Source organism: Acidobacteriota bacterium, from assembly GCA_016208495.1.
GTDB lineage: Bacteria > Acidobacteriota > Blastocatellia > Chloracidobacteriales > Chloracidobacteriaceae > JACQXX01.
The window spans coordinates 85,363-108,352 of the sequence record JACQXX010000070.1; the positions used below are offsets into that span (position 1 = coordinate 85,363).

At 50.7% G+C, this 22,990-nt stretch carries 17 protein-coding genes; 5 read left to right on the plus strand and 12 right to left on the minus strand.

Annotated features, from left to right (window positions below):
- Positions 1–91: 91 nt before the first annotated feature.
- Positions 92–1,930 carry a M2 family metallopeptidase gene (locus HY774_13090; GenBank protein ID MBI4749419.1) on the plus strand — a complete coding sequence of 613 codons (1,839 nt, stop codon included), beginning with the start codon at positions 92–94 and terminating at the stop codon, positions 1,928–1,930.
- Between the two features lie 146 nt (positions 1,931–2,076).
- Here HY774_13090 and HY774_13095 read toward each other — a convergent pair whose 3' ends face one another.
- The gene (locus tag HY774_13095; protein MBI4749420.1) at positions 2,077–4,041 is read right to left on the minus strand and encodes a serine/threonine protein kinase; all 1,965 of its coding nucleotides are present in this window, start codon (positions 4,039–4,041) and stop codon (positions 2,077–2,079) included.
- A 221-nt stretch (positions 4,042–4,262) separates the two neighbouring features.
- On the opposite strand from HY774_13095, the gene HY774_13100 reads away from it, so the two are divergent.
- A complete protein-coding gene (locus HY774_13100) occupies positions 4,263–5,753 on the plus strand; it encodes a tetratricopeptide repeat protein (GenBank protein MBI4749421.1) in 1,491 nt (496 codons plus the stop codon).
- A gap of 354 nt (positions 5,754–6,107) precedes the next feature.
- Here HY774_13100 and rlmB read toward each other — a convergent pair whose 3' ends face one another.
- The 8 genes from rlmB to HY774_13140 all read right to left on the minus strand — a co-directional run bounded on the left by rlmB (position 6,108) and on the right by HY774_13140 (position 12,546).
- Positions 6,108–6,851, minus strand: coding sequence for a 23S rRNA (guanosine(2251)-2'-O)-methyltransferase RlmB (gene rlmB / locus HY774_13105; GenBank protein MBI4749422.1), 744 nt, complete (start codon positions 6,849–6,851; stop codon positions 6,108–6,110).
- 253 nt (positions 6,852–7,104) lie between these two features.
- Positions 7,105–7,827 (minus strand): DUF1684 domain-containing protein, encoded by a 723-nt coding sequence (locus HY774_13110; protein MBI4749423.1) that lies wholly within the window; start codon positions 7,825–7,827, stop codon positions 7,105–7,107.
- 212 nt (positions 7,828–8,039) lie between these two features.
- Positions 8,040–8,816, minus strand: a complete 777-nt coding sequence (locus HY774_13115) for an enoyl-CoA hydratase/isomerase family protein (protein MBI4749424.1) — start codon at positions 8,814–8,816, stop codon at positions 8,040–8,042.
- Positions 8,817–9,115: 299 nt separating this feature from the next.
- Entirely contained in the window at positions 9,116–9,976 is an 861-nt protein-coding gene (locus HY774_13120; protein ID MBI4749425.1) for a 3-hydroxyacyl-CoA dehydrogenase family protein, read from the minus strand.
- Positions 9,977–10,031: 55 nt separating this feature from the next.
- Positions 10,032–10,805, minus strand: a complete 774-nt coding sequence (locus tag HY774_13125) for an enoyl-ACP reductase (GenBank protein MBI4749426.1) — start codon at positions 10,803–10,805, stop codon at positions 10,032–10,034.
- A gap of 176 nt (positions 10,806–10,981) precedes the next feature.
- Positions 10,982–11,572 carry a GTPase domain-containing protein gene (locus HY774_13130; GenBank protein ID MBI4749427.1) on the minus strand — a complete coding sequence of 197 codons (591 nt, stop codon included), beginning with the start codon at positions 11,570–11,572 and terminating at the stop codon, positions 10,982–10,984.
- An 87-nt stretch (positions 11,573–11,659) separates the two neighbouring features.
- Entirely contained in the window at positions 11,660–12,157 is a 498-nt protein-coding gene (locus tag HY774_13135) for a roadblock/LC7 domain-containing protein (GenBank protein MBI4749428.1), read from the minus strand.
- A 215-nt stretch (positions 12,158–12,372) separates the two neighbouring features.
- Positions 12,373–12,546 carry a hypothetical protein gene (locus tag HY774_13140; GenBank protein ID MBI4749429.1) on the minus strand — a complete coding sequence of 58 codons (174 nt, stop codon included), beginning with the start codon at positions 12,544–12,546 and terminating at the stop codon, positions 12,373–12,375.
- Positions 12,547–12,560: 14 nt separating this feature from the next.
- Here HY774_13140 and secA point away from each other — a divergent pair, with 14 nt between their 5' ends.
- On the plus strand, positions 12,561–15,287 hold the full coding sequence (secA, locus tag HY774_13145; protein ID MBI4749430.1) for a preprotein translocase subunit SecA: 2,727 nt from the start codon (positions 12,561–12,563) through the stop codon (positions 15,285–15,287).
- Between the two features lie 184 nt (positions 15,288–15,471).
- Here the strand turns inward: secA and HY774_13150 are convergent, their stop codons facing one another.
- On the minus strand, positions 15,472–16,509 hold the full coding sequence (locus HY774_13150) for a homoserine dehydrogenase (GenBank protein ID MBI4749431.1): 1,038 nt from the start codon (positions 16,507–16,509) through the stop codon (positions 15,472–15,474).
- 335 nt (positions 16,510–16,844) lie between these two features.
- Between HY774_13150 and HY774_13155 the strand changes: the two genes are divergently transcribed.
- Positions 16,845–18,182, plus strand: a complete 1,338-nt coding sequence (locus HY774_13155; GenBank protein ID MBI4749432.1) for a tetratricopeptide repeat protein — start codon at positions 16,845–16,847, stop codon at positions 18,180–18,182.
- Between the two features lie 246 nt (positions 18,183–18,428).
- Here the strand turns inward: HY774_13155 and aceE are convergent, their stop codons facing one another.
- Positions 18,429–21,119: a pyruvate dehydrogenase (acetyl-transferring), homodimeric type gene (gene aceE / locus HY774_13160; protein MBI4749433.1), complete on the minus strand. Its 2,691-nt coding sequence runs from the start codon at positions 21,117–21,119 to the stop codon at positions 18,429–18,431.
- 378 nt (positions 21,120–21,497) lie between these two features.
- On the opposite strand from aceE, the gene HY774_13165 reads away from it, so the two are divergent.
- A complete protein-coding gene (locus HY774_13165) occupies positions 21,498–21,710 on the plus strand; it encodes a type II toxin-antitoxin system HicB family antitoxin (GenBank protein MBI4749434.1) in 213 nt (70 codons plus the stop codon).
- Positions 21,711–21,728: 18 nt separating this feature from the next.
- Here HY774_13165 and HY774_13170 read toward each other — a convergent pair whose 3' ends face one another.
- Complete coding sequence (locus HY774_13170; protein ID MBI4749435.1) at positions 21,729–22,640, minus strand: LysM peptidoglycan-binding domain-containing protein; 912 nt, start codon at positions 22,638–22,640, stop codon at positions 21,729–21,731.
- Between the last annotated feature and the right edge of the window lie 350 nt (positions 22,641–22,990).

Sequence of the window (22,990 nt, forward strand, 5' to 3'; positions counted from 1 at the left end):
ACCAGGGATGTGCGTTCGCAACCCACAACCCGTTCCTTCCATCTCAGTTCGCACTCATCACAATTTTCCAAAACAGGAGACTGATCAACCCATGCGAAAACCCGTTTTTTCCGCCCGGCGATTTGTCTGTCTTGTGCTGCTCGGGTTGCTGGTGATAACACCAGCATTTATCCAAAATATTGCAGTCAAAGCAGATAGCCGTCCAGGTGCTGAAGCTCAGGCGTTTATTGATGAATATACCGATACCTGGCTCAAGCTGTTATATAGCTATAACCTGGCCGAATGGGAGTCAAACACCCGAATCATCGAAGGTGATACAACCAATGCCAAAGCCACGAACGCGGCACTTGAAAAACTCTCAGCCTTTTGTGGTAGCAAAGGCAATATTGAAAAAGCACAGGCGTTCCTCAAGCAAAAAGACCAGTTGACACCAGTTCAAAAACTGCAGTTGGAACGCATTCTCTATCTGGCGGCTGATACCCCTGAAATCGCCAAAGATGTCGTTTCAAAACGAATTGCCGCTCAAACCACCCAGGTTGAGAAACTATATGGCTTTGATTACAAAATTGACGGCAAGTCGGTGACCACAAACCAGATTGACGATATTTTGCGCACTTCGACCAGTCTGCCTGAACGCCGCAAAGCCTGGGAAGCCTCCAAAGAAGTTGGTAAAACACTCAAAGATGGACTGGTCAATTTGCGACAACTCCGCAACCAGTCAGTCAAACCGCTTGGCTATAAATCATATTTTGACTATCAGGTATCTGAATATGGGATGACTTCGGCGGAAATGATGAAGCTGATGGATGAAATCAACCGTCAGCTTCGTCCGTTGTATCGCGAACTCCACACTTATGCCCGCTATGAACTGGCGAAAAAGTACAATGCCCCCGTTCCTGACACGCTTCCGGCAGATTGGCTCCCAAACCGCTGGGGCCAGGACTGGAGTTCAATGGTCAATGTTGAAGGCATGGATGTTGATTCAGCCCTCAAAGACAAGTCTCCAGAATGGATTGTCAAACAGGCCGAGCAGTTTTACATCAGTCTTGGCTGGCCGGCATTGCCACCCGTATTCTGGGAAAAATCGTCGCTCTACCCGCCTCCGCCCGATGCCAAATACAAAAAAAACAACCATGCCAGCGCCTGGCACCTGGATTACAAAAACGACCTGCGCTCGCTGATGAGTGTTGAGCCAAACGCTGAGTGGTATGAAACCACCCATCATGAGTTGGGTCATATTTACTATTATGTCAGTTACACCAATCCAGATGTTCCGCCCTTGCTCCGCAGTGGTGCCAATCGGGCGTATCACGAAGCCATCGGCAGCATGATTGGGCTGGCGTCAATGCAAAAACCTTTCCTGGAAGGTCGCGGTCTGGCGCCAAAAGATGTCAAAGTGGATCAGACTCAGGCACTGCTCAAAGAAGCACTCAATTATGTGGTGTTCATCCCGTTTTCCGCCGGAGTGATGCCCGGATTTGAATATGATGTGTATGAAAAAAACCTGCCCAAAAATAAACTGAACCAGCGCTGGTGGGAATTAGCCGCAAAGTATCAGGGAATTGCGCCACCATCGAAACGCGGCGAGGCATTCTGTGATGCCGCCACCAAGACCCACATCAATGACGATGCGGCCCAGTATTATGACTACGCCTTGTCCTACGTGCTCTTGATGCAGCTTCATGATCATATTGCCCGCAACATCCTGAAGCAGGATCCGCACGCAACAAACTACTATGGCAGCAAAGAAGTCGGCGATTTTCTGCGCAAAATTATGACACCTGGTAGTTCACGTGACTGGCGCGTGGTTCTGCGCGAAGCCACTGGCGAAGACCTCAGTGCCAAAGCCATGCTGCGCTATTTTGAACCGTTGATGGAGTATTTAAAGAAAGAAAACCAGGGGCGGAAACACACGCTGCCAGAACTGTAAAATGGGGCTGAAGAAACCGGGCTGAAGACATCGGGCTAAGGGCTTGGGGCTTACAAATCATTTGAATTCAATTAGTTTTTACCCTAAGCCCCAAGCCTTTAGCCCTGGTTTTTCAGCCCCAAGCCCTTAGCCCGATGTCTTCAGCCCTACCCAACCTGCCAGACTTTGATCATTGTATCGTAGCCGCCTGAAACCAGGAGATTGCTTTTTGGGGAAAAGCGTAGCGCAAAAATTGACCCGTCATGGGCTTCTTCAGAGGCAATGATTTCCTGATTTTCCAGGTTCCAGATTCGTAGCTCGCCATTCCAATCGCCAGAAGCCATCCACAATCCATCGGCTGAAAAGGCAATCGCCCGCACTGCTTCATCGTGTCCCCAGAGGACTTTGCAGCCTTCGGGCAAATTGTCGAGGTCCCAGAGGCAAACCACCTGGTCACGTCCTGCCGAAGCCAGCAGATGCCCTTGTGGTGAGTAGGCAACTGCCGTCACCGCATGACCTGCCCGCAAGAGCGATTCCTGTTCAGTTTTGGTCACCATATCCCACAAGCGGACCGTGTCATCGGCGCTTCCCGAAGCCAGAAGATTTCCATCCGGTGAAAAGGCAACCGATTCAACGGTTTTGGTATGGCCTTCAAGCGAGGTAATTTGCCGATAGCGGATGGTGTCCCACAGTTTGATTTCCGTATCACAGGCCGAAGCCAGCCAGCGACCATCCGGTGCAAAGCTTAATGAACGCACCGAAGCTTTATGACCCAGGGCAATGATTTCGCGCTCGCCTTTCACCAGCCACAGGCGGACCGTTCCATCGGCTCCGGCTGAGGCAATGCGAGTGCCGTCCGGTGAAAAAATGGCGGAATTGACTGAATATTCGTGCCCACGCAGCACCGAACGCTCCTGGTTGGTGGTCATATCCCATAACCGGATCGTACCGTCTCCGCTCGCAGAGAGCAGGGAGGTGCCGTCAGGTGAAAAGTCCAGTGATTTGATCACGTGTTCGTGACCCTGAAGCGCTGACTTTTCCGAGAGTTTAATGACCTGGGCGACGTGGGATTTGCCAGTTGTAAACAATGGCGAAATAGATGGAATCGCCGTGTCTTCCGGTTCAAACCGGGTAAACTGGCCGGTAATCGGTTTGGATTTCGGCGGGGCAAAACTGGCGGATTTTTCAACCGTGACGGGTGGGTTCACGGCTTGTGACAGATCCGTGTACAGCTCCATGGCTGATTGTTGACGGAGTTCACGATTTTTTGAAAGCGAGCGCATCACGACATTTTCAAGGGCTTCGCTGATGTCGCTTCGGAGCAATCGCAACCGGCGCGGCGGGTCAATTGCGTGCTGAATAATGACCGCTGAAGGGGTTGGTGCGTCAAACGGCACGCGTCCAGAGAGCATTTCATAAACCGTTACGCCCAGGCTGTAGACATCAGACCGGGCGTCGAGTTCTTCGCCCCGGCACTGTTCCGGTGACATATAGTGTGGCGTTCCCATCACCAGCCCCGGCTCGGTCAGATTCAGGGAATGAATGCCGGATCGTTCTTTGAGTTTGGCAATTCCAAAATCAACCACTTTGACCTGTTCCAGGCCGCCTTCACTGGCTTCAACCACGATATTGTCAGGCTTCAAATCACGGTGGATGACGCCGGCACAGTGTGCCGCATGAACCGCCTCGCACACTGGACGCATAATTTCCAGAACACGTTGCGGTGTCAACTGACCTAAATCTTCGATCTCATCACGCAGTGACCGACCCCGGAGAAGTTCCATGGCCAGATACGCCTGACCGGTTGGCAATACGCCAAAGTCATACACGCCGATGACATTTGGGTGGTTGAGTCGGGCAGCGGCGCGTGCTTCCTGGCGAAAGCGTTCGAGGGTTTCATTACTGGATACAAAATCAGGCAGCACGATTTTGAGGGCAATGGTCCGGTCCAGTTCAAGATGGGTTGCTTTAAAGACAGATCCCATCCCGCCTTGACCCAGGAGCATGTCAATTCGGTATTTGCCGTCAACCGCGCGTGGACCCGGAAAGGCTTCGACTAAAAAAAGCCCATCCTGGGCACAACGCAGTTCAGTATCTTCATAACATCGCTTACAGATTGGGCAGTATCTCATGAGCGTGAAGGCTCTCGGCTAACCCTGTCAGGCCGGTGCGGCTGACACTGGCTTGCAGTGGGATTTTGGGAAATAGACTTCAGGATTGAAATTGAGAGGTGATCCGTTTCAGAATGCCCGCCTTGACGCCGCGAGCCCGGCCAGTGTAGCACATCTTTTTTTCCACTGAGTAGGTTTCGGCCTCAAATTGTTTTGGATCATTTCTTTACCAGGAGCATCGAATGTCAAATCTTCCACCCCAAAGCGCGCTGGCTGCAGCCATCGAGCAACTTCGGTCAGGTAACGGCGCCCAGGCAGAGGCGCTGATTGTGAATGCGACCGAAGCTATCTTCACCCAGTATGGACCTGAGAGCTCCAAATATGCCGCTGCCTTGTTTGACCTGGGAAGTTTTTTTGTGGCGATTGAAAGTTTTGAACGGGCAGTTGACACCATGCGTGAGGCCACCAAAGTTCCTTATCTGGGTGAATCCGGGCAACGTGACCATCTGACCTATGTGTTGAATCTGGGTGAGTTATTGATTCACGTTGAACAATTTGAAGAAGCCGAGACGGTTTTGAGAACCAACGTGACTGATCGTGAAGCTTTTTATGGCCGGCAGCACGCCGGGTATGCCTTTGCTCTGATTCCACTCGCCGAAGTTGTCTGGTTGACTGGTAATCAGGAGGAAGCCCAGGAACTCATTCTGCAAGCCGTTCAAATTCTCTGGGTTGAAGGCAATCCGCGAGTAGCTCAGGCGATTGCACTGCAAGCATTTATTCTGGCCAGCAACGGGTTTGATTCAGGATTTGAGCTGATTCGTGACGTTCCCCTTGAGTTGATTGAGGATATTTTGCAGCAAGTCTTTCGCCGTCAGGATGTGGCCGATCCTGGGCTGGTCTTGATGGTGCTCCAGGACGCCTTGCGATGGGTTGATTCGTTGCCTGAGGCGACACTTGAGTTTAAACAACAGGTGTTGGCGCAATTATCAACCATCGCCCGAACGACTGGGGAACATTCGGTTCGGCTTGGAGCGCTCAAGGCATTGCTGGAAGTCAGCCAGAAGGTAGGTGATTTTCGACAGGAAATTGATGTTGAAATGGCACTTGGGCTGGCACTCAGTGAACTAAATGAATCAGAAAAAGCCGATTATGCCTATCAGCGGGCTGGGGAACTGGCTCGTTCGTTGGGCGACCCTGGGTTGTATTCAGGGGTACTACGCAACTATGGGTTGTTTCTGGCAGATCTGGAGCGCCGCGCCGAGGCTGAAGCGGTGCTCCGAAAATCAGTTGTGATTGCCCAGGCCGGACTTGATCAACTACAGACCGGGCGTGCCCTGATTGCCCTGGGTATTTTCCTTCAACACGACCATAAACTGGCTGAGGCTCAAGAACTTCTGGAACAGGCCCTTGGGATTTTGCCCGTTGCTCATCCTGACACCCTCTATGCCCGAAGCCATCTGGATGCCATTCGAACGAACCAGAGCTGCGGGTGTGGCGATATGTCCGATGCGATTGCCGTAACCTTAAAAGCCCTGGTTGAACCCAATCTGCCGCCTGATTTGCTCGATGAAATTTCGCTGGGTGAAGATATGGACGTCCAGGTTCAGCTCAAACGCGAACCGACTGAAGACGAGGTGGACCAGTTGAATCGGGTGATTGGCCATGCCGTTCGCGAACTTCGTGAACGCTTTCGTCGGCAGGGGTTTTCAGGTACTGACCGCGGAACTGAATGAAGAATGAGGTTAGTGGTTAGTGGTGCAAATGAAGGATTGAAGCAGTTTTGGTTCTTAACCTACGAAGTAGGTGACGGCTCGTAGCCCAGGGCGAGTCTTCGAGCCCTGGGAACCTGGTCATTCTTCACCTTTTCCCCGCCTGGCCAGCCGCCGCCGTAGGCGGCGGCTGGCCAGGCGGGGGTGAGTAGCCAACTTTTTCCCAGGGTTGCACCCTGGGCTACGAGCCTGCCACCCGCTTCGCGGGTTCAAATCCGCTCATTTTTTCAACTCTTAACTGGCATTAGTGGTTAGAAATCAATACTTTCGAAGAAGAACCAACCACTAACCACTAACCACTAACCACTTTCTTCATTCTCAATTCTCTTCATTCCGGCGAAAACTCCGTTGTCGGAATGCTTCATAGAGCACAACACCTGCCGCCACCGAAACATTGAGGGATGAAATCTGACCTGCCAGGGGAATTGACACGATTAAGTCGCAATGTTCCCGAACCAGCCGCCGCATGCCTTTGCCTTCGCTTCCCAGAACAATCGCCGTCGGAGTTGTAAAATCCCATTCGGTGTATCGTTTAGATCCACCTTTTTCAACCCCGACCACCCAGATTCCACGTCCTTTGAGCCGTTCAATGAAATAAGACAGGTTCGTGACTCGTGCCACCGGCAGGTGTTCGGTTGCGCCGGCTGATGCTTTGACCACCGTTTCAGTCAGACCCGCCGCGTGATGTTCCGTCACAAAAACACCTTGTGCTCCAGAACATTCAGCCGTTCGGACAATCGCCCCCAGATTATGTGGGTCTTCAACCTGATCAAGCAAAACCAGGAGCGGAATACCTGTCACCGCTTCGAGCAGGTCATCCGGGTCGGCATAGTTCGCTGCTGCTACCACGGCGATAACCCCCTGATGGTTGGCATTGGCCGCGAGCTGGTTCAGGCGTTCGCGGGGTTCTTCGACACAGGTAACTCCATTGCGACGCGCCAGTTGCCGGATTTCTTCCAGTCGAGCCGGTTGCCCGCCACGGGCAAAAATGATGCGATGGATGTTGCGTTTACCAGCCCGCAACGCCTCTAAAACTGGGGAAACTCCATAGATGTGGGACATAGATTTATAAAAGGAGCGAGTAGCGAGATAGCGAGTAGCGAGGAGTCAATCCAAAAGAGCGAGATAGCGAGATAGCGAGAAACGAGTAGTCAGAAAGACGGGATAACAAGTCACAAATTATATAACCTGTTCATAAGCAGCAAATTTTTGGGGTTGAAATCGAAAAAACATTCAAACAAAGAGTTGCTGAACTATCAGACTATAGAATTTGTCTTACTACTCGCTACTCGCTATCTCGCTACTCGCTATCTCGCTACTGGTGAGCATATTTCTCACCGGCTTTGATGGCGACGGTTAAGACATTTTGTTGAGGAGGAATCGGGCAACTGTAGCTGGAATTATAAGCGCAGAAAGGACTAAATGCCCGATTAAAATCAAGGACATAGGTGCCAGTTTCATTTTCTTCAAGCTCCAGATAGCGGCCAGCACCATACGTTTCCACACCGGATGTCGCGTCTTTGAACGGCACAAAAAGCGTTCGCAAGGCCAGCGGCGAAGCGTTTTGCACACTTTTCAAGGCAAGCAGGGAACATTTCGTGCCGGATATTTCAAAGTGAAATGAGCCAACTACTGTGTAGAGGCGATCTTCACCATTCGTGGCTGGCATTTTCAGTGTTTCCCCTGACTTTGAAGGTGTGAGCTGGCACACAATTCGATAGTTCAGATCAACCGGAAAATAGGTCAAGCCTTTAAACGCCGCCCGTTCACTTTCAGGGATTGGCGATCCATCCAGGTTCTTCAATGAATAATCTTTTGCCTGTCGAAGTTCTTCGAGTGCCTTCTGAATTGATTCAGGCGAGGCTTTCGGGTTGGTCAAGGGATCGGTTTCAGTCGGAGACCCAACTGGTGACGTCTGTTTTTGGGGAATTTTAGGAAGTTCTGAATCCGATACCTTCTGAGGCTGGTTAGTACACGAAGCAGTGAGGCCGACAGCCAGTGTAACCAGCATCAGAAACAACCGTGCCTTGAAAGTCAAATAGCAGCAATGATTTAAACCTTTAAACACAAGGCAGGAAATCCTTTTCATTTGGTGAGGGCTTGTGGGTCGAGGGGTCGAGGGTTGAAGACCTCAGGCTGAAGGTGTCGGGTTGGAGAATTGGTTTTCTTTCATCCCTCATCCTTCATCCCTTTGGTTGCCCCCAGCCTGTCGTCTTCATCCCGAAAATCTTCATCCCGAGCCTCAGAGAACTACTTGCCCTTAAATTCCGGTTTCCGCTTTTCGAGGAACGCTTTGACGCCTTCTTCTTTGTCTTCACTGGCAAAACACAGGGCAAACAGGTCAACTTCGCGTTCAAGACCTTCGCGCAGATTGGCTTTGGCGGCTGATTTCACCGCTTCTTTCGCAAAGCGAAGGGCAACCGGGCTCTTGTCGGCAATCTTTTTGGCCAGTTCGAGGGTTTTGGCTTCAAGTTCAGCGTGTGGAAAGACGTGGTTGACAAGGCCAAGTTTGAGGGCTTCCTGAGCATCAACCATATCGCCAGTCAGAATGAGTTCCATGGCTTTGCCTTCACCAATCAGCCGGGCCATGCGTTGTGTTCCTCCACCACCGGGAATGACACCCAGTTTAATTTCAGGCTGGCCGAGTTTGGCATTTTCGCTCGCGACACGGATGTCGCAGGCAAGTGCCAGTTCGCAGCCGCCACCCAGACAAAAGCCGTTGATCATGGCAATGACTGGTTTGGGGAAGTTTTCCATTGCGTCAAATGCCCGGCGGCGGGTCATCACTTCGCGTTGGGTGATGGCGGTCATTCCGGCAAATTCACTGATGTCGGCACCAGCAATAAAAGCTTTTTCGCCCACACCGGTCACAATCAGAACTCGAACTTCCGCATCATCATGCAGTTCTTCGAGCGCCTTCAAAATCTCATTCCGGGTTGGAATGTTGAGGGCGTTCAGCTTGTCAGGACGGTTAATTTTTAAGAAGGCAATCGCACCTTGCTTTTCAATTAAGAGATTTTCGTACACGGGTTACACTCCAAATAAAGAAAAAGTTTTGGGATGAGGTGATAGGGAATGAAGAAAGTGGTTAGTGGTTAGTGGTTAGTGGTTAGTGGTTAGTGGTTAAGTACCTTACCGAAAATTCCAAGACATTTTGAACCACGAAACACACGAAATACACGAAAAGAATCAAACACTTACCAAATTCAATATCTCAGGAAACTTATGACAAAGTACTTAGTGGTTAGTGGTTAGTGGTTAGAAATCAATACTTTCGAAGAAGAACCAAGAACTAACCACTAATCACTAACCACTAGATGATTTCTTCATTCTTCATTCCAGGAATAGAAACCCTGGCCAGATTTCTTTCCAAGTTTCCCTTCGGCCACCAGGTTGCGAAGGATTTGAGGTGGACGAAACGACTCGGAACCGAGTTTTTCAAAGAGGTATTCTGCAATACTGAGCCGCACATCTAGCCCAACCATATCGGTCAGTTTGAGCGGACCAATCGGGTGGTTGTAGCCCAACTCCATTGCGCGATCAATGTCCTGTGCCGATGCCACGCCGGTTTCCATCATGCGCATTGCTTCCAGGCCAAGTGCCAGCCCAAGCCGGCTGGTGGCAAACCCCGGTGAGTCTTGAACGACAATAGTTTCTTTGCCAAGTTGTTTGCCAAATTCAAGGGTCTGTTGGAGCACTGTCTCAGAAGTCTGTTTTCCACGAATGATTTCCAGCAGTTTCATGACCGGCACCGGGTTAAAAAAATGCAGGCCAATCACCCGTTCTGGTCGTGAAGTTGCCTCGGCAATCGCCGTGATACTCAGCGAAGAGGTATTGGTGGCCAGAATGGCTTGTGGGGCAAGATGTTGATCCAGTTCAGCAAACAGTTCCTGTTTTAAGGCCAGTTTTTCAGGCACTGCTTCAATAATACAGTCTGCCGGGTAGACCAGAGCCAGGTCAGAGGTGATGCGGAGCCGATCACAGGCCGCCGTTTTGGCTTCAGGTGTCAACCGACCTTTTTCGACCGCCTTTGCCAACCCAGAATGGATCGCTGAACGTGCCTGCTCAAGAACCGCCCCTGACACATCGTGTAAGACAACGTCACAGCCACTTTGGACACACACCTGGGCAATTCCACGCCCCATGGTGCCAGCTCCTAAAACGCCGACTTTTCGAATGGAATTCATAAAGTTCAATTATTGAAAGAATTGTCTTTCCTCAAACTCAGACCGCTCAATAGTTTTAGAGCGGAGGCATGCCAACAATATGGAAGCCGCCATCCACATAAATGACTTCGCCCGTGATGCCACGGCCCATATGTGAAACCAGAAACAGCGCTGTGTCGGCCACTTCGCTGACTTCGGTGTTGCGGCGCAGGGGGGCGGTTTCGCGGTGATACTGCAGCATCTTGGTAAAGCCACCGATGCCGCGCGCGGCCAGGGTGCTGATTGGACCGGCGGAAATGGCATTGACTCGAATGTTGGAGGGGCCTAAATCCGTTGCCAGATAGCGTACACTGGCTTCGAGTGCTGCTTTGGCAACGCCCATCACGTTGTAGTGGGGCATTGCCCGTTCAGCGCCAAGGTAGGAGAGGGTCAAAATGCTGCCACCCTTGTCCTTCATCAACGGAAACGCAGCCCGAGCCAGGGCGGTGAGGGAGTAGGCGCTGATATCGTGGGCGACTCGAAATCCATCCCGAGATGTCCCCAGGAAGGTGCCTTCCAGGTCTTCTTTTTGAGCGAACGCAATGGCGTGAACCAGAAAATCGAGCGTGCCAAACTGTTCTTTGAGGGTTTCAAACAGGGTGGCGACGTCTGCATCGTTGGTCACGTCGCAGGGAAGCACGAGTGGATTCTCAAGTTTTGCCGCCAGTTCGCGGACGTTTTCTTCAAGTCGGTCACCCTGATAGGTGAGTGCCAGCCGGGCACCAGCCGTGGCTGTCGCCTGGGCAATTCCCCAGGCCAGACTTCGTTTGTTGGCAACGCCTAAAATTAATCCTTTTTTACCTGTGAGCATGGGAGTTGGTACTTTCTAGGAATGAGGATGAGAATGAAATGGAGCGCGAAAATATCAGTCTCCTGGCGCCAGCGTCAAGCCAGCGCCAGGAAATCAATAAAACACAAAAAGGCGAACGGGGCAGGATCTGTTGAGTCTCCCCCTTCGCCTTTTGAATAAGACCTGCGTTCGGTGGTTTAGCCGCCGCCTTTTTTCAGTTCAACCAGTACCTGCTTGGCGACCGCTTTCAAGGTGTCAAACACCCCAACCCCTTTGAAGGCAACCCCTTCAAAGACGGGCTCGCCTTTGCGCATCAGCTCTTTTTTCAACTCTTCAATCGGCATGACGCCGGGAAGGTCGCGTTTGTTGAGCTGGAGGACATAGGGAATCTTCATCAAATCATAACCCTGGGCCTTGAGGTTGTTTTCAAGGTTCCACAGTGACTCAATGTTAGCGTCCATGCGTTCGTACTGGCTGTCGGCCACAAAAACCACACCATCTACACCCTTCAAAATGAGTTTGCGACTGGCATCGTAAAAAACCTGCCCAGGCACAGTGTAGAGGTGAAAACGGGTTTTGAACCCGCGCACCGTCCCAAGTTCCAATGGAAGAAAGTCGAAAAACAGCGTACGGTCCGTCTCAGTCGCCAGGCTGATCAGTTTCCCTTTGGCCTGGGGTGCCGTCGAGTCGTAAATGTACTGCAAATTGGTCGTCTTCCCGCCCAAACCCGGGCCGTAGTACACGATCTTACAGTTGATTTCTCGCGATGCGTAGTTAATGAATGTCAAGGCTGCAACCCTTACGAGTAGTTAAGAGATGGTTAATCGTCACGGCGGGAACAACTGGCCCACCGAATCCAACACAGGCATTGTTACTCACTCACGAAAGAGGTTGTCAATATCCTCATCCGTAATTTCAGCAAACGGGGTTTCCAGTGAGTTGCCCTTTTCTTTTTCCTGCTCAACTTTGCGCACAATTAATTCAAACACCTCAGTGAGTTCGCTCGATGCCCGTCTGACACGCAACCGGACAAGTCCGAGACTGGATCGTTCATCAAAGATGACGACCAGAATGACACGCTGAGCCACGATTGAGATGTGGATATTGTCGCGTTCGCCTTCATGAGAAAGGACTGGAAATTCTTTCTCTCCAATGAGGCGGGCCAATCCGTCAGTTGCCGCGACGTTTCCTGCCGTCAATGAAGCCAAACTGGTCGTATCAATATCGCCAAGTTCCCCATGTGAAGCTATTTGTTGTCCATTCTTATCAACAAGAAATACCATCTTGGCGTTCGCATCTTCGCACAGTTTGGCGATGATGGTTTTGATTAGTTGGTATTCCTCGCCGTAGAGCACCATCGCGGGGTTTGACATCGCTATTTTGACCTCGAAGCTTTAAAAGGGACGAACAGGCTCACCGTACAGAAGGATTCCTGCAGGTTTTGGATGGAAAATCTTTGCGGCTGTGTAGCCCTTTGTGATTATTGGAGTTATTATGAATCGGAGTCTCTTATAGCATAGCGGGGCAAACGCTTTCAAGGTCTTTCTCGCTCCTTGACGTGTCTTAGGAGCTTCTCCTACAATCCCTTTCATTCGTCATCATCAATTTGTTCACTTCCCACCAATGCGGTCTGGGACGAAGACCTCGCCGGGATTTCCAGCGAGAATGAAACTAACCTGTGGAGATTTAAAGATTTAAAGAGGGTGTCGTGCAGGGCTCGCTCAGGCCGGCGAAAAACAGTCCCGGCGCGCTTGCGCGACATTTTGTTGTTTCATGATCATTGATAAGCTTTTGACTCGAATTTTTGGCAGCGCAAACGAACGGTATCTGAAACGAATTCGTCCGCTTGTCACTGTAATCAACGACCTCGAACCTGACATCCAAAAACTCACGGATGACCAGCTCCGGGCGCAAACTGTGAAGTTTAAAGAACGTCTCGATGCGGGTGAATCGCTTGACGATCTGCTTCCAGAAGCCTTTGCCACCGTGCGCGAAGCCTCCCGCCGAACCACCACCATGCGGCATTTCGATGTCCAGATGATTGGTGGCATGGTGTTGCACCAGGGGCGGATTGCGGAAATGCGAACCGGTGAAGGAAAAACCCTGGTTGCCACACTTCCTTCCTACCTCAATGCCCTCACTGGGAAAGGCGTCCATGTCGTGACGGTGAACGATTACCTGGCTCGCCGTGACGCCGAATGGATGGGCCGAATCCATAAATTTCTGGGGCTCTCGGTCGGTGTCATCCAGAGCAATATTGATGACTTCACCCGGCGCGAAGCCTATGGGGCTGACATCACCTATGGGACCAACAACGAATTCGGCTTCGATTACCTGCGCGATAACATGAAGTTCAGTATCGCCCAGTGCGTCCAGCGCGAATACAATTTCGCCATCGTGGACGAAGTGGACTCGATTCTGATTGATGAAGCCCGTACTCCGTTGATCATCGCCGGCGCCTCAGACGATTCGACTGAGAAGTACTATATCGCTAATGACATTATCCCGCGGCTGAATGGTGAAACCGATTTTCTGGTTGATGAAAAAACACATACGGCCACACTGACGGAAGAGGGAATCGAACACGCCGAAAAATTGCTCGCCTGCGGCAACCTCTATGATCCGGCCAATCGTGAAATTCTGCATTGCGTCAACCAGGCCCTGCGCGCGCATACCCTCTATAAAGTTGATAAAGATTACATCGTCAAAGATGGCGAAGTCGTGATTGTTGACGAACATACTGGACGCATGATGACCGGTCGTCGCTGGTCAGATGGATTGCACCAGGCCGTTGAAGCCAAAGAAGGGGTGAAGATTGAAAAAGAAACCCAGACACTGGCCACCGTCACGCTGCAAAACTATTTCCGCATGTATGACAAACTTGCTGGAATGACAGGTACCGCCGAAACAGAAGCTCCTGAATTTGCAAAGATTTACAACCTTGACGTGACAATTATTCCGACCAATCGGGCGATGGTCCGTGTGGATAATCCAGATCTGGTGTATCGCACGGAGGCCGAAAAATGGGATGCTGCGGTGGAAGAAATTAAGGAGTTGTATGCCAAGGGGCAGCCAGTTCTGGTTGGGACGGCATCGGTGGAAAATTCAGAGCATCTGTCAGCCCTGCTCAAAAAAGTCAACGTGCCCCACAATGTGCTCAACGCCAAATACCACGAACGCGAAGCCGAAATCGTGGCCCAGGCTGGCCGGAAGGGGATGGTCACGATTGCCACCAACATGGCCGGTCGTGGAACAGACATTCTGCTGGGTGGAAATCCAGAATTCCTGGCCAAAGAAATTCTGAAACGTCAGGAAATCAATCCAGACGAAGCCACTCCAGAGCAACTTGAACCCGCACTCATTGAAGCTCAAGCCATTGTCGCCAAAGAACATGAGGAAGTTGTCAGCCTCGGCGGCCTCCACATTCTCGGCACCGAACGCCACGAATCACGTCGAATTGACAATCAGCTCCGTGGTCGTGCCGGGCGTCAGGGAGATCCTGGTTCGTCACGATTTTACCTCTCGCTCGAAGATGATCTGATGCGCATCTTCGGTGGCGAACGGGTCAAAAACCTGATGCTTCGCCTGGGAATGGAAGAAGGCGTGGCGATTGAAAGCAAGATGGTTTCCAAACAGGTCGAACGTGCCCAGAAATCAGTTGAAGGTCATAACTTCTCAATCCGCAAGCACTTGCTTGAATATGACGACGTCATGAACAAGCAGCGTGAAACAATTTATGGTTTGCGGCGCGAGTTGATCTCAGAAGGGGTTGAAGACCGACGGGAATTTATCAATGTCGCGGAAGACTTGCTCACCGACATCGTTGAGGAATTTGCCAGTGAGGATGTCCATCCGGATGAATGGAATCTGGATGGTCTCAAGATCAAACTGCAAGATATTTATGGGTTTGACCTTGAAGCGCATGAGCTGGATTTTGATGCGCTTTCAGCCGCTGAACTGCGGGATGAAATCTGGAAATTACTGAAGGAAATGTATGCCGAGAAAGAAGCGGCGGTTGGTTCAGACCGCATGCGGGAACTTGAGCGCTACATTATGCTCAATGTGGTTGATGCCCAGTGGAAAGACCATCTGGCCCAACTTGACCACCTGAAGGAAGGCATCAGCCTGCGCGCCTATGGTCAAAAAGATCCACTCGTGGAATATAAGAAAGAATCACGGGTGCTCTTTGACGAAATGATTGACCGGATTGATGAAGAATCAGTGCGGTTTATGTTCAATATGCGCATCGAAGTCGCCGAACAGGCGGCTGAAAACATTGAGGTTCCGGACGAAGAAGCACCGGCGCCAACGCCAGTTCCGATGCGGCGACCAGTCCGCCGACAACCACAAATGGTCTACACCAAAGCCAACGCTGGCGCCTCCCGAGCTGGGGAAACGGCGGAAGCCAAAGCCCAGCCAGTGGTTAAACTGCCGAAGGTTGGCCGTAACGAGCCCTGTCCGTGCGGCTCAGGCAAGAAATACAAGCAGTGTCATGGGGCTTAAGTCAGTAGTCAGTAGTCAGTAGTCAGTAGTCAGTAGTCAGTAGTCAGTAGTTGAGTGTTGGGAATTGAGAATTTTTGTCAAGGGTATTTCTTTCTATTTGTGCGGTTTATTGACAATTCCTGTGAGGGTAGCCACTTGGCTGAAAGGTTCTCGATTTGACTTACTGACTACTGACTACTGACTACTAACTTTGGCAAATCTCAATCAAATCTTCCAAAACAGCGGCGGCGGTTGGTGTCGGATCTTCCGAATCAATCGCCGCTAAAATTTTGCCGTTGATATCAGTGTAGTAAATCACTCCCTGCCAGTCATTTCCCAATTGAACCAGCGGATGATCCTTTTTGAGCGAGGTTGGTTTGACCGAAAAGCGGTAATCTGAACCGGTGTGCTCGGCCAGAGCAATCAGTTTAATGACTTCACCTCGTTCCTGAGCGGCGCGAACCTCGTCCTGGGTCACACCACGAATGCCCACTACTTCCAGATCATCCAACGTGGTTGGTCGCCGCAAAACCGTGTTGGCGATGATGACCAGTTTATTGGCGGCATCCCAGCCATCCACGTCCAGCGTTGGGTCAGCTTCGGCAAAGCCGGCGTCTTGAGCCCGTTTCAACCCCTGGTCAAAGGTTTCGCCCTCGGACATACAGGTCAGAATAAAATCCGTGGTTGAGTTGACGATGCCTTCAAATTTTTTAATTTGACAGGCACTTAGATCCCGCCGTCCCACATTCAGGGTTGGCAAACCACCCGTGACCGTCGCACTAAAGAGCAGTCGGACCTGTTGCTGGTGGGCTTTTGTGACCAGTTCTTGAAAGGCCAGCACCAGCGGACCTTTGTTGGCGGTCACGACATGCAGTTTTCGTTCAAGGGCGATCCGAATCGCAGAAAGCCCTGTCCCGCCGGTCTGCAAATTGGTGGGTGACAGTTCAATCAACACGCTGGCTTCGGTTTGCCGAACCATATCGAGCGGGTCAATGAGTGCTTCATTCTGATCTTTGAGTCGCTGGCCAGCCAGTTTCATCTCAATCAACTGGCGCAGGTTGGCGCCATCCGGGTAATGCCTGGCCCCGCTGCTATCAGCCACGCTGACCACTGAAAGTTCAAGTCCAAACCGCGTTGACAGCAGTTCCTGTTTGCGTTCGAGCAACTCCAAAAAGCGTCGCCCAATATTTCCAAGTCCAATGAGTGCCAGTTTGACGTGCATGCGTTCCTCGTGTGAATTCAAAAAAGTCTGGCTCCAGAGCGAGAGCCGTGGTGGTATCAAAATGCCGCCACACTATCCATGTCCAGATCGTCTGTGACAACCAAAAAGCTGAAAAGATGAATCTGATGTCAGTTTTTATTCTTCAAAAAAATGAAATTAATTTCAATGATATCTCTGGATATTCAAGAAAAAAGATATTAAGAAAAGGTAAAAGAATTCAGAAATAATTGGAACTTTGATCGGGCTCAGTCAGTTTAACGCGACATCCACTCCCACAATCGTTTTTCAAATCCAGGTCACAACCAAGCTCTCTTGGAAACTGTAATAAAATCTAGGTTTCTGGAGGATATTCCAAGATGATGTACCACGGAAGACTCTCTCTTCTGGCGGGATTTGTGTGTCTTGCCTTGACTATAATGCCTGGGTTTGCTCAGGAAAATTCCTGGGAAAAATACCACCAAATCGGAAAAAAAGCATTTGAACAAAATCAGTTTGATGAAGCTGAAAAAGCGCTTCTGATTGCCGTGAAAGAAAGTGAACCTTTTCCGGCACCTGATACCCGACTGGCCCAAAGCCTGACCTGTCTGGCCCAGTGTTATCAGGCCAGAGGGAAATTTCCAGAAGCGGAAATTGCATATGAACGAGCTTTGACGTTGTGGAAAGAACGGCGTGGGGCGGGGCATTCAACAGTGGCAGCCGTGTCAAGCAATCTGGCCAGTTTGTACAGCACGCGCGGAAAATACAGTGAAGCTGAAAAAATGTACTCGCAGGCTCTGGCGGGTCTTGAATCCAGCGACAAGCCGGACATTGCCAATTTGGCCAACACCATGAACAATCTGGCCGAGCTCTATCGCACCCAGAGCAAGTACACCCAGGCCGAGCCACTTTACAATCGAGCCATTCGACTCCTTGAAGAGAAATTTGGCCCGGAAGATCCAAAGGTTTCCACACCACTCAACAATTTGGGCACCATGTATATTGAGATGAGTGAAACGCTCGAAGCCGAAAAGCACTGCAAACGGGCACTGGCGATTCGGGAAAAGGCATTTGGACCAGACCATCCGATGGTCGCCACCACGCTCAATAATCTGGCTGCCTGCTATAAAGTACGTGGAAAGACAACGTTGGCGGAAGAGTATTATAACCGTGCGCTGGTCACCTGGGAGAAAACAATTGGTCCGGAGCACCCCAATATCGCCGCGACACTCAATAATCTGGCGGTGTTATGCAATGCCCAGGCACGATTTAAAGATTCCGAAAACTATTCCAACCGGGCAATCAAACTGTGGACAAAGCTGGTTGGTGAAGATCATCCCAATACAGCAACGGCGATGGTCAACCTGGCCTTTGCCTATGCCTCACAGCGCAAGCTTGAAAAAGCCGAAGCCTTATACAAACGCGCACTCCAGATTCAGGAAAAAGCGTTTGGGCCTGATCATCCAAGTGTGGCCGCCAGTCTGGAAAAACTTGCCGAAGTGTATCAGCTTGAAGTGAGATATGAGGATGCGGAGAAAGCTGTTCGTCGGGCCATGACGATTTGGGAAAAGAAATTTGGCCCGGAACATCCGAATCTGGCCAATGACTTGGAAATTTATTCCCGAATCCTGCGCCAGACCAACCGCAAGGAAAGTGCGGATGAATTTGCCTTGAAAGCTCAAATGCTCCGGTCACGACAGTCTGGCAGCATTGAGTGAAGTCGCGAGAAGAAAAGCGAGTCGTGAGTAGCGAGTCGTGAGTAGTCAATCAAAACGTGAGCAGAGAGTAGCCACGGTTCTTGCCTTTTGATTCCAGAGATTCAGAAATATCTTTTCGGATGACGAAAAATTCACTGGTTCAAAACACAGTTCAGGCTGTACGTGGATTGACTATCTCGCTACTCGCTACTCGCTACTCGCTACTCGCTTTTCTTCGCTACTCACGACTCGCTCTTTCGCTCTTTTCTAGTCGGCACCGTGGCCGATGCCTTTTTCGTCTGTTTCAGTAATGCCGAGGTCATTTTTGGCCTGGGCCAGGACACTGGCGGGAATGCTGCCCTGACGAACCAGTTGATACAGTGCATACGCGGCGATTGATTCAGCATCAACTTCAAAGTGACGGCGCAGAACTTCGCGGGTATCGCTCATTCCAAAGCCGTCGGTTCCCAACACCGAAAATCCTTGTGGCACCCATGGGGCAATCATATCCGGCCAGGCTTTGACAAAGTCGCTGGCGGCGACGATTGGTCCAGAGGCTTTTTCAAGCAATTGGGTGACGTAGGGCTTGCGTTTGGGTTCTTCGGGGTGATGCAGGTTCCACCGATCAACTTCGAGGGCCTCCATTCGCAATTGCTGATAACTTGTGGCTGACCAGACATCAGCCGCAACATCATATTTTTCGGCCAGAATCTCCTGCGCTCGCAGGACCTGCATGATGATCGAACTGCTTCCAAGAAGTTGAACCCGATGTGTGCGTTCAACCGGGCTTGGGCGGAACAGATACAACCCTTTAATAATGCCTTCCTCAACCCCTTCGCGATCTGGCATGGCCGGCATGGCATAGTTTTCGTTGTGGACGGTGATGTAATAGAAGACATCTTCCTGCGCTTCCATCATCCGTCGCAATCCCTCACGGACAATCACCGCGATCTCAAAGTGAAATCCAGGATCATAAGAAAGAATGTTTGGAATGACTGACGCCTGAATATGGCTGTGACCATCTTCGTGTTGCAAGCCTTCGCCGTTGAGTGTCGTCCGACCTGATGTTCCGCCGATGAGAAAGCCGCGTCCACGGGCATCGGCAAACGCCCACGACTGGTCGCCGGTTCGCTGGAAACCAAACATTGAGTAGTACATATAAAACGGAATCAGGTTCTCGCCGTGGGTTGAGTAACAGGTCCCGGCAGCGGTAAACGAAGCCATTGAACCAGCTTCGGTGATCCCTTCTTCGAGAATCTGACCGTCTTTTAATTCGCGATAGCTGAAGAGCAGGTTGGAATCAACTGGATCATAAAGCTGTCCAAACGGCGCATAAATGCCGATTTTCTTGAACAAAAAGTCCATCCCAAAGGTGCGGGCTTCATCAGGAATAATGAGCACGACCCGTCTGCCGATTTCCGGATCATCAATCAATTTGCGCAGCAACCGCACAAAGGTCATGGTGGTGGAAACTTCCTGATCAACCTTTTGGAGAAACTCGGTGTATTCGATTTTCTTTGGCAGATTCAGCGGTTTGGATCTGACGACACGTTTGGGAACACACCCGCCAAGTTGTTGTCGGCGGTCAAGCAGGTACTGAACTTCCGGACTCTTCGGTCCCGGATGGTAGAACGGCGCGTCTTTCAATTTGGCGTCTGGAATCGGCAGATCAAGCAAGTCACGGAAAATCTGCAATTCCTTTTCATTCATCTTCTTAATCTGGTGGGTGGCATTTCGACCTTCAAGCCCTTCGCCCAGGGTCCAGCCCTTAATTGTCTTCGCCAAAATGACGGTTGGCCGACCTTTGTAATTCACCGCCGCCTGGTAGGCCGCATACAGTTTGTTGTAGTCGTGACCGCCACGGCGCAGTTTTTCAAGCTGATCGTCCGACAGGTGCTCGACCAGTTTGAGCAAGCGTTCGTCCATTCCGAACAGGTGGCGGCGGATATAGGCGCCGGACTCAACCGAAAGTTTCTGGAAGTCACCGTCCAACATTGCCTGGGCGCGCGACAGGAAGAGACCGTCTACATCCTTTGCCCAGATCGGATCCCAATCGCGCGACCAGATAACCTTGATAACATTCCAGCCCGCGCCGCGGAAGATGGATTCAAATTCCTGAATGACCTTGCCATTGCCACGAACCGGCCCATCCAGGCGCTGCAGGTTACAGTTGACGACAAAGATCAGGTTGTCGAGTTTTTCACGTCCGGCAACTGACAAGGCGCCGGTTGATTCGGGTTCATCCATTTCACCATCACCCAGGAACGCCCACACTTTGCTCTGGGAGGTATCTTTGAGTCCTCGGGCGTGCAGATAGCGATTGAACCGGGCTTGATAAATGGCAGTGAGTGGACCGATGCCCATCGAAACGGTTGGGAATTCCCAAAACTCAGGCATCAGGCGCGGGTGTGGATAAGAAGAAAGCCCGGTGCCGGGAATCGCTTCACGGCGGAAATGATCAAGCTGACTTTCCGACAAGCGGCCTTCAAGAAAAGCCCGCGCATAGATGCCGGGTGCCGCGTGTCCTTGATAGAACACCTGATCGCCGGATTGACCGTCATCTTTGCCACGGAAAAAGTGATTGAATCCCACTTCATACAGGCTGGCCGATGAAGCATAGGTCGAAAGATGTCCGCCAATCCCTGGATTGAGGTTGTTGGCGCGAACCACCATGGCGACGGCATTCCACCGAATCATCCGGCGAATGCGCAACTCCATTTGTTCATCGCCGGGAAACGGCGGTTCCTGTTCCGGAGAAATGGTGTTGATATAGGGTGTTTGGACCGGAATCGGTCCGCCCAAATCCATCATTCGCGCCTTTTTCAAAAGCTTGCGCAGCAGAAACTGGGCACGTTCTTTACCCTGCGTCACGGTAATCTGCTCAAGCGCGTCAAGCCATTCTTGCGTCTCTTGCGGATCACTATCGGGAAGCTGCCGCTTAAAATCATCAAGATACATAGAGTCTCTCCACTTGGATTAGAGTTCAGACTCAGTTGCCGGACCTTCGGGGTGGGAACACGGGAGAAAAGGTATGAGAAAAAGCAGCTCACACGGCGAAGCCCCTGCAACTGATGACATATGAGTGCGTGGCCTTTTGAATGAAGAATGTGCCTGGTGCCTGGTGCTTGGGAGCCAATATCTTCTAAGAAAAAATCAAGAACGAAGAACCAGGAACGAAGAACCAGAAACAAAGAACCAATAGGTTTCTTCATTCTTCATTCTTCATTCTGTATGAGGTGGGGGCACGGCTTGCCTGATAAAATTGGCGCCAACTTTACCCTAGCCACGGCGTGAAAGTCCAATCACTGGAGTTTAGAAAAGTTGGAGGTATCTCAGGTGAATAAATATGGAGTGATCATTTATTGGAGCAATGAAGAGGGCATCTATGTCGCTGAAGTTCCTGAGTTGCCTGGTTGTCTGGCTCATGAAAAGAGTCAGGCCGAAGCGCTGGTAAATGTTCAAGAAGCAGTTCAGCTCTGGATTGACACTGCCAATGAATTTGGCGATCCCATTCCAGAGCCGAAAGATGAGCAGTTGATTTTTGCCTGACCAGGTTCGGTTGAAAGCTTACGACTCGCTGACAATTGCCTGATAAGCGGCTTTTACTTTTGACAGATAGTATGGATCACCCCCGCCATTATATTTGGTGACAGCCACCCACCACGCTTTCCATCCATTTAAGATCCATTCTCTGTGAGCTGGGCGAAACCATACGGTTTGCCCCTGCTGCAGGGTTGTGTTTTCAGATATTTTGCTGGTTTGGGTAATTTCTTCGACCAGTGTTCGATTTCGTGCCGCAATTTTTGACAATGTATCCTTTTTTCGCACCGTATCTTGTCGAACCTCCTGACTATCAATAATCCTGGTATTTTCATAAATCGCCGCATAGTGGAATACCAGTGCCACGCCGCCTCTGATGCACAATTCAGCATTCATTGGTTTTTTGAGCTCATTCCGCAATTCTGTTGAACTAATCAAGTGCGAATGCTCTGCTCCGTCACGGATGACGCTCAGGCCAGGATCACCTGAATTCCCAAATTGTATTGGCCGTGGTCCATAAAACGCCGGCGCCGGTTTCACTCCCGTATATCGTGATTGCCAGCTTGGCCCGCTACTTTCAACCCAGATCATGGCTTTGATGATTTTCCAATCCAACGGAATGAATGGCAACAGATCATAATGTTTTGCCTGAAAGGTCTGGTTCATTTCAGCAACAATCTTTTGGATAATGCCGTCGTGTTTGTCCCATTCGGCTCTGATTTGCTGGTTGGAAGGCTTATCAGGTTTTTTGGGGAGATCGGCTCGTGTATTTCTTCCGACTGGGGACAGCGAAGCATTTTTTGATTCCTGAAATAAGTTGTTTGGGCTGGAATTCAATCCGGTTGAATAGGCTGATTTAAATCCGCCGGGGCCACCACCACCATGTGGTGCGTTGGGAGCAATTTTGGGCTGTCGGGTACGAGTTCCTGAGTTGAGCATAAGTAGTCAGTACCACCTGCGTCAGCGGGTGGGTATTCAAAATATAAATTCAATTTCAATCAAATAGTTCAATAGCAAGCAATCCTCATTCCAAAGGTTTCGGCTTGCTATAACATTTCAGATACATATTTCCTGGGAGCGCTGGCATCCTGCCGGCACCAAGTAGTTGATTTTCGATCAGTTGCCGGCAGGATGCCAGCGTTCCCAGTCTGTTTTCTTTTTCTGCATTTGAGCACAGTCCCTGGTCGGACAAAGGAAGCTGCCGGTATCTCTGGAATGAGCGAAGTGTTGATCAGGCAATTGAATATGTCGTGCATGGGCAAGGAGAGAGTCTGTCAGACTGACCCACC

Excerpts from the sequence above, each read along its gene's own strand:
- HY774_13100 (MBI4749421.1), top strand. The coding sequence starts at position 4,263 with ATGTCAAATCTTCCACCCCAAAGCGCGCTGGCTGCAGCCATCGAGCAA.
- HY774_13090 (MBI4749419.1), top strand. The coding sequence starts at position 92 with ATGCGAAAACCCGTTTTTTCCGCCCGGCGATTTGTCTGTCTTGTGCTG.
- HY774_13140 (MBI4749429.1), bottom strand. The coding sequence starts at position 12,546 with ATGTCGCGCAAGCGCGCCGGGACTGTTTTTCGCCGGCCTGAGCGAGCC.
- HY774_13170 (MBI4749435.1), bottom strand. The coding sequence starts at position 22,640 with ATGCTCAACTCAGGAACTCGTACCCGACAGCCCAAAATTGCTCCCAAC.
- HY774_13155 (MBI4749432.1), top strand. The coding sequence starts at position 16,845 with ATGATGTACCACGGAAGACTCTCTCTTCTGGCGGGATTTGTGTGTCTT.
- HY774_13095 (MBI4749420.1), bottom strand. The coding sequence starts at position 4,041 with ATGAGATACTGCCCAATCTGTAAGCGATGTTATGAAGATACTGAACTG.
- aceE (MBI4749433.1), bottom strand. The coding sequence starts at position 21,119 with ATGTATCTTGATGATTTTAAGCGGCAGCTTCCCGATAGTGATCCGCAA.
- rlmB (MBI4749422.1), bottom strand. The coding sequence starts at position 6,851 with ATGTCCCACATCTATGGAGTTTCCCCAGTTTTAGAGGCGTTGCGGGCT.
- HY774_13125 (MBI4749426.1), bottom strand. The coding sequence starts at position 10,805 with ATGCTCACAGGTAAAAAAGGATTAATTTTAGGCGTTGCCAACAAACGA.
- HY774_13120 (MBI4749425.1), bottom strand. The coding sequence starts at position 9,976 with ATGAATTCCATTCGAAAAGTCGGCGTTTTAGGAGCTGGCACCATGGGG.
- HY774_13135 (MBI4749428.1), bottom strand. The coding sequence starts at position 12,157 with ATGTCAAACCCCGCGATGGTGCTCTACGGCGAGGAATACCAACTAATC.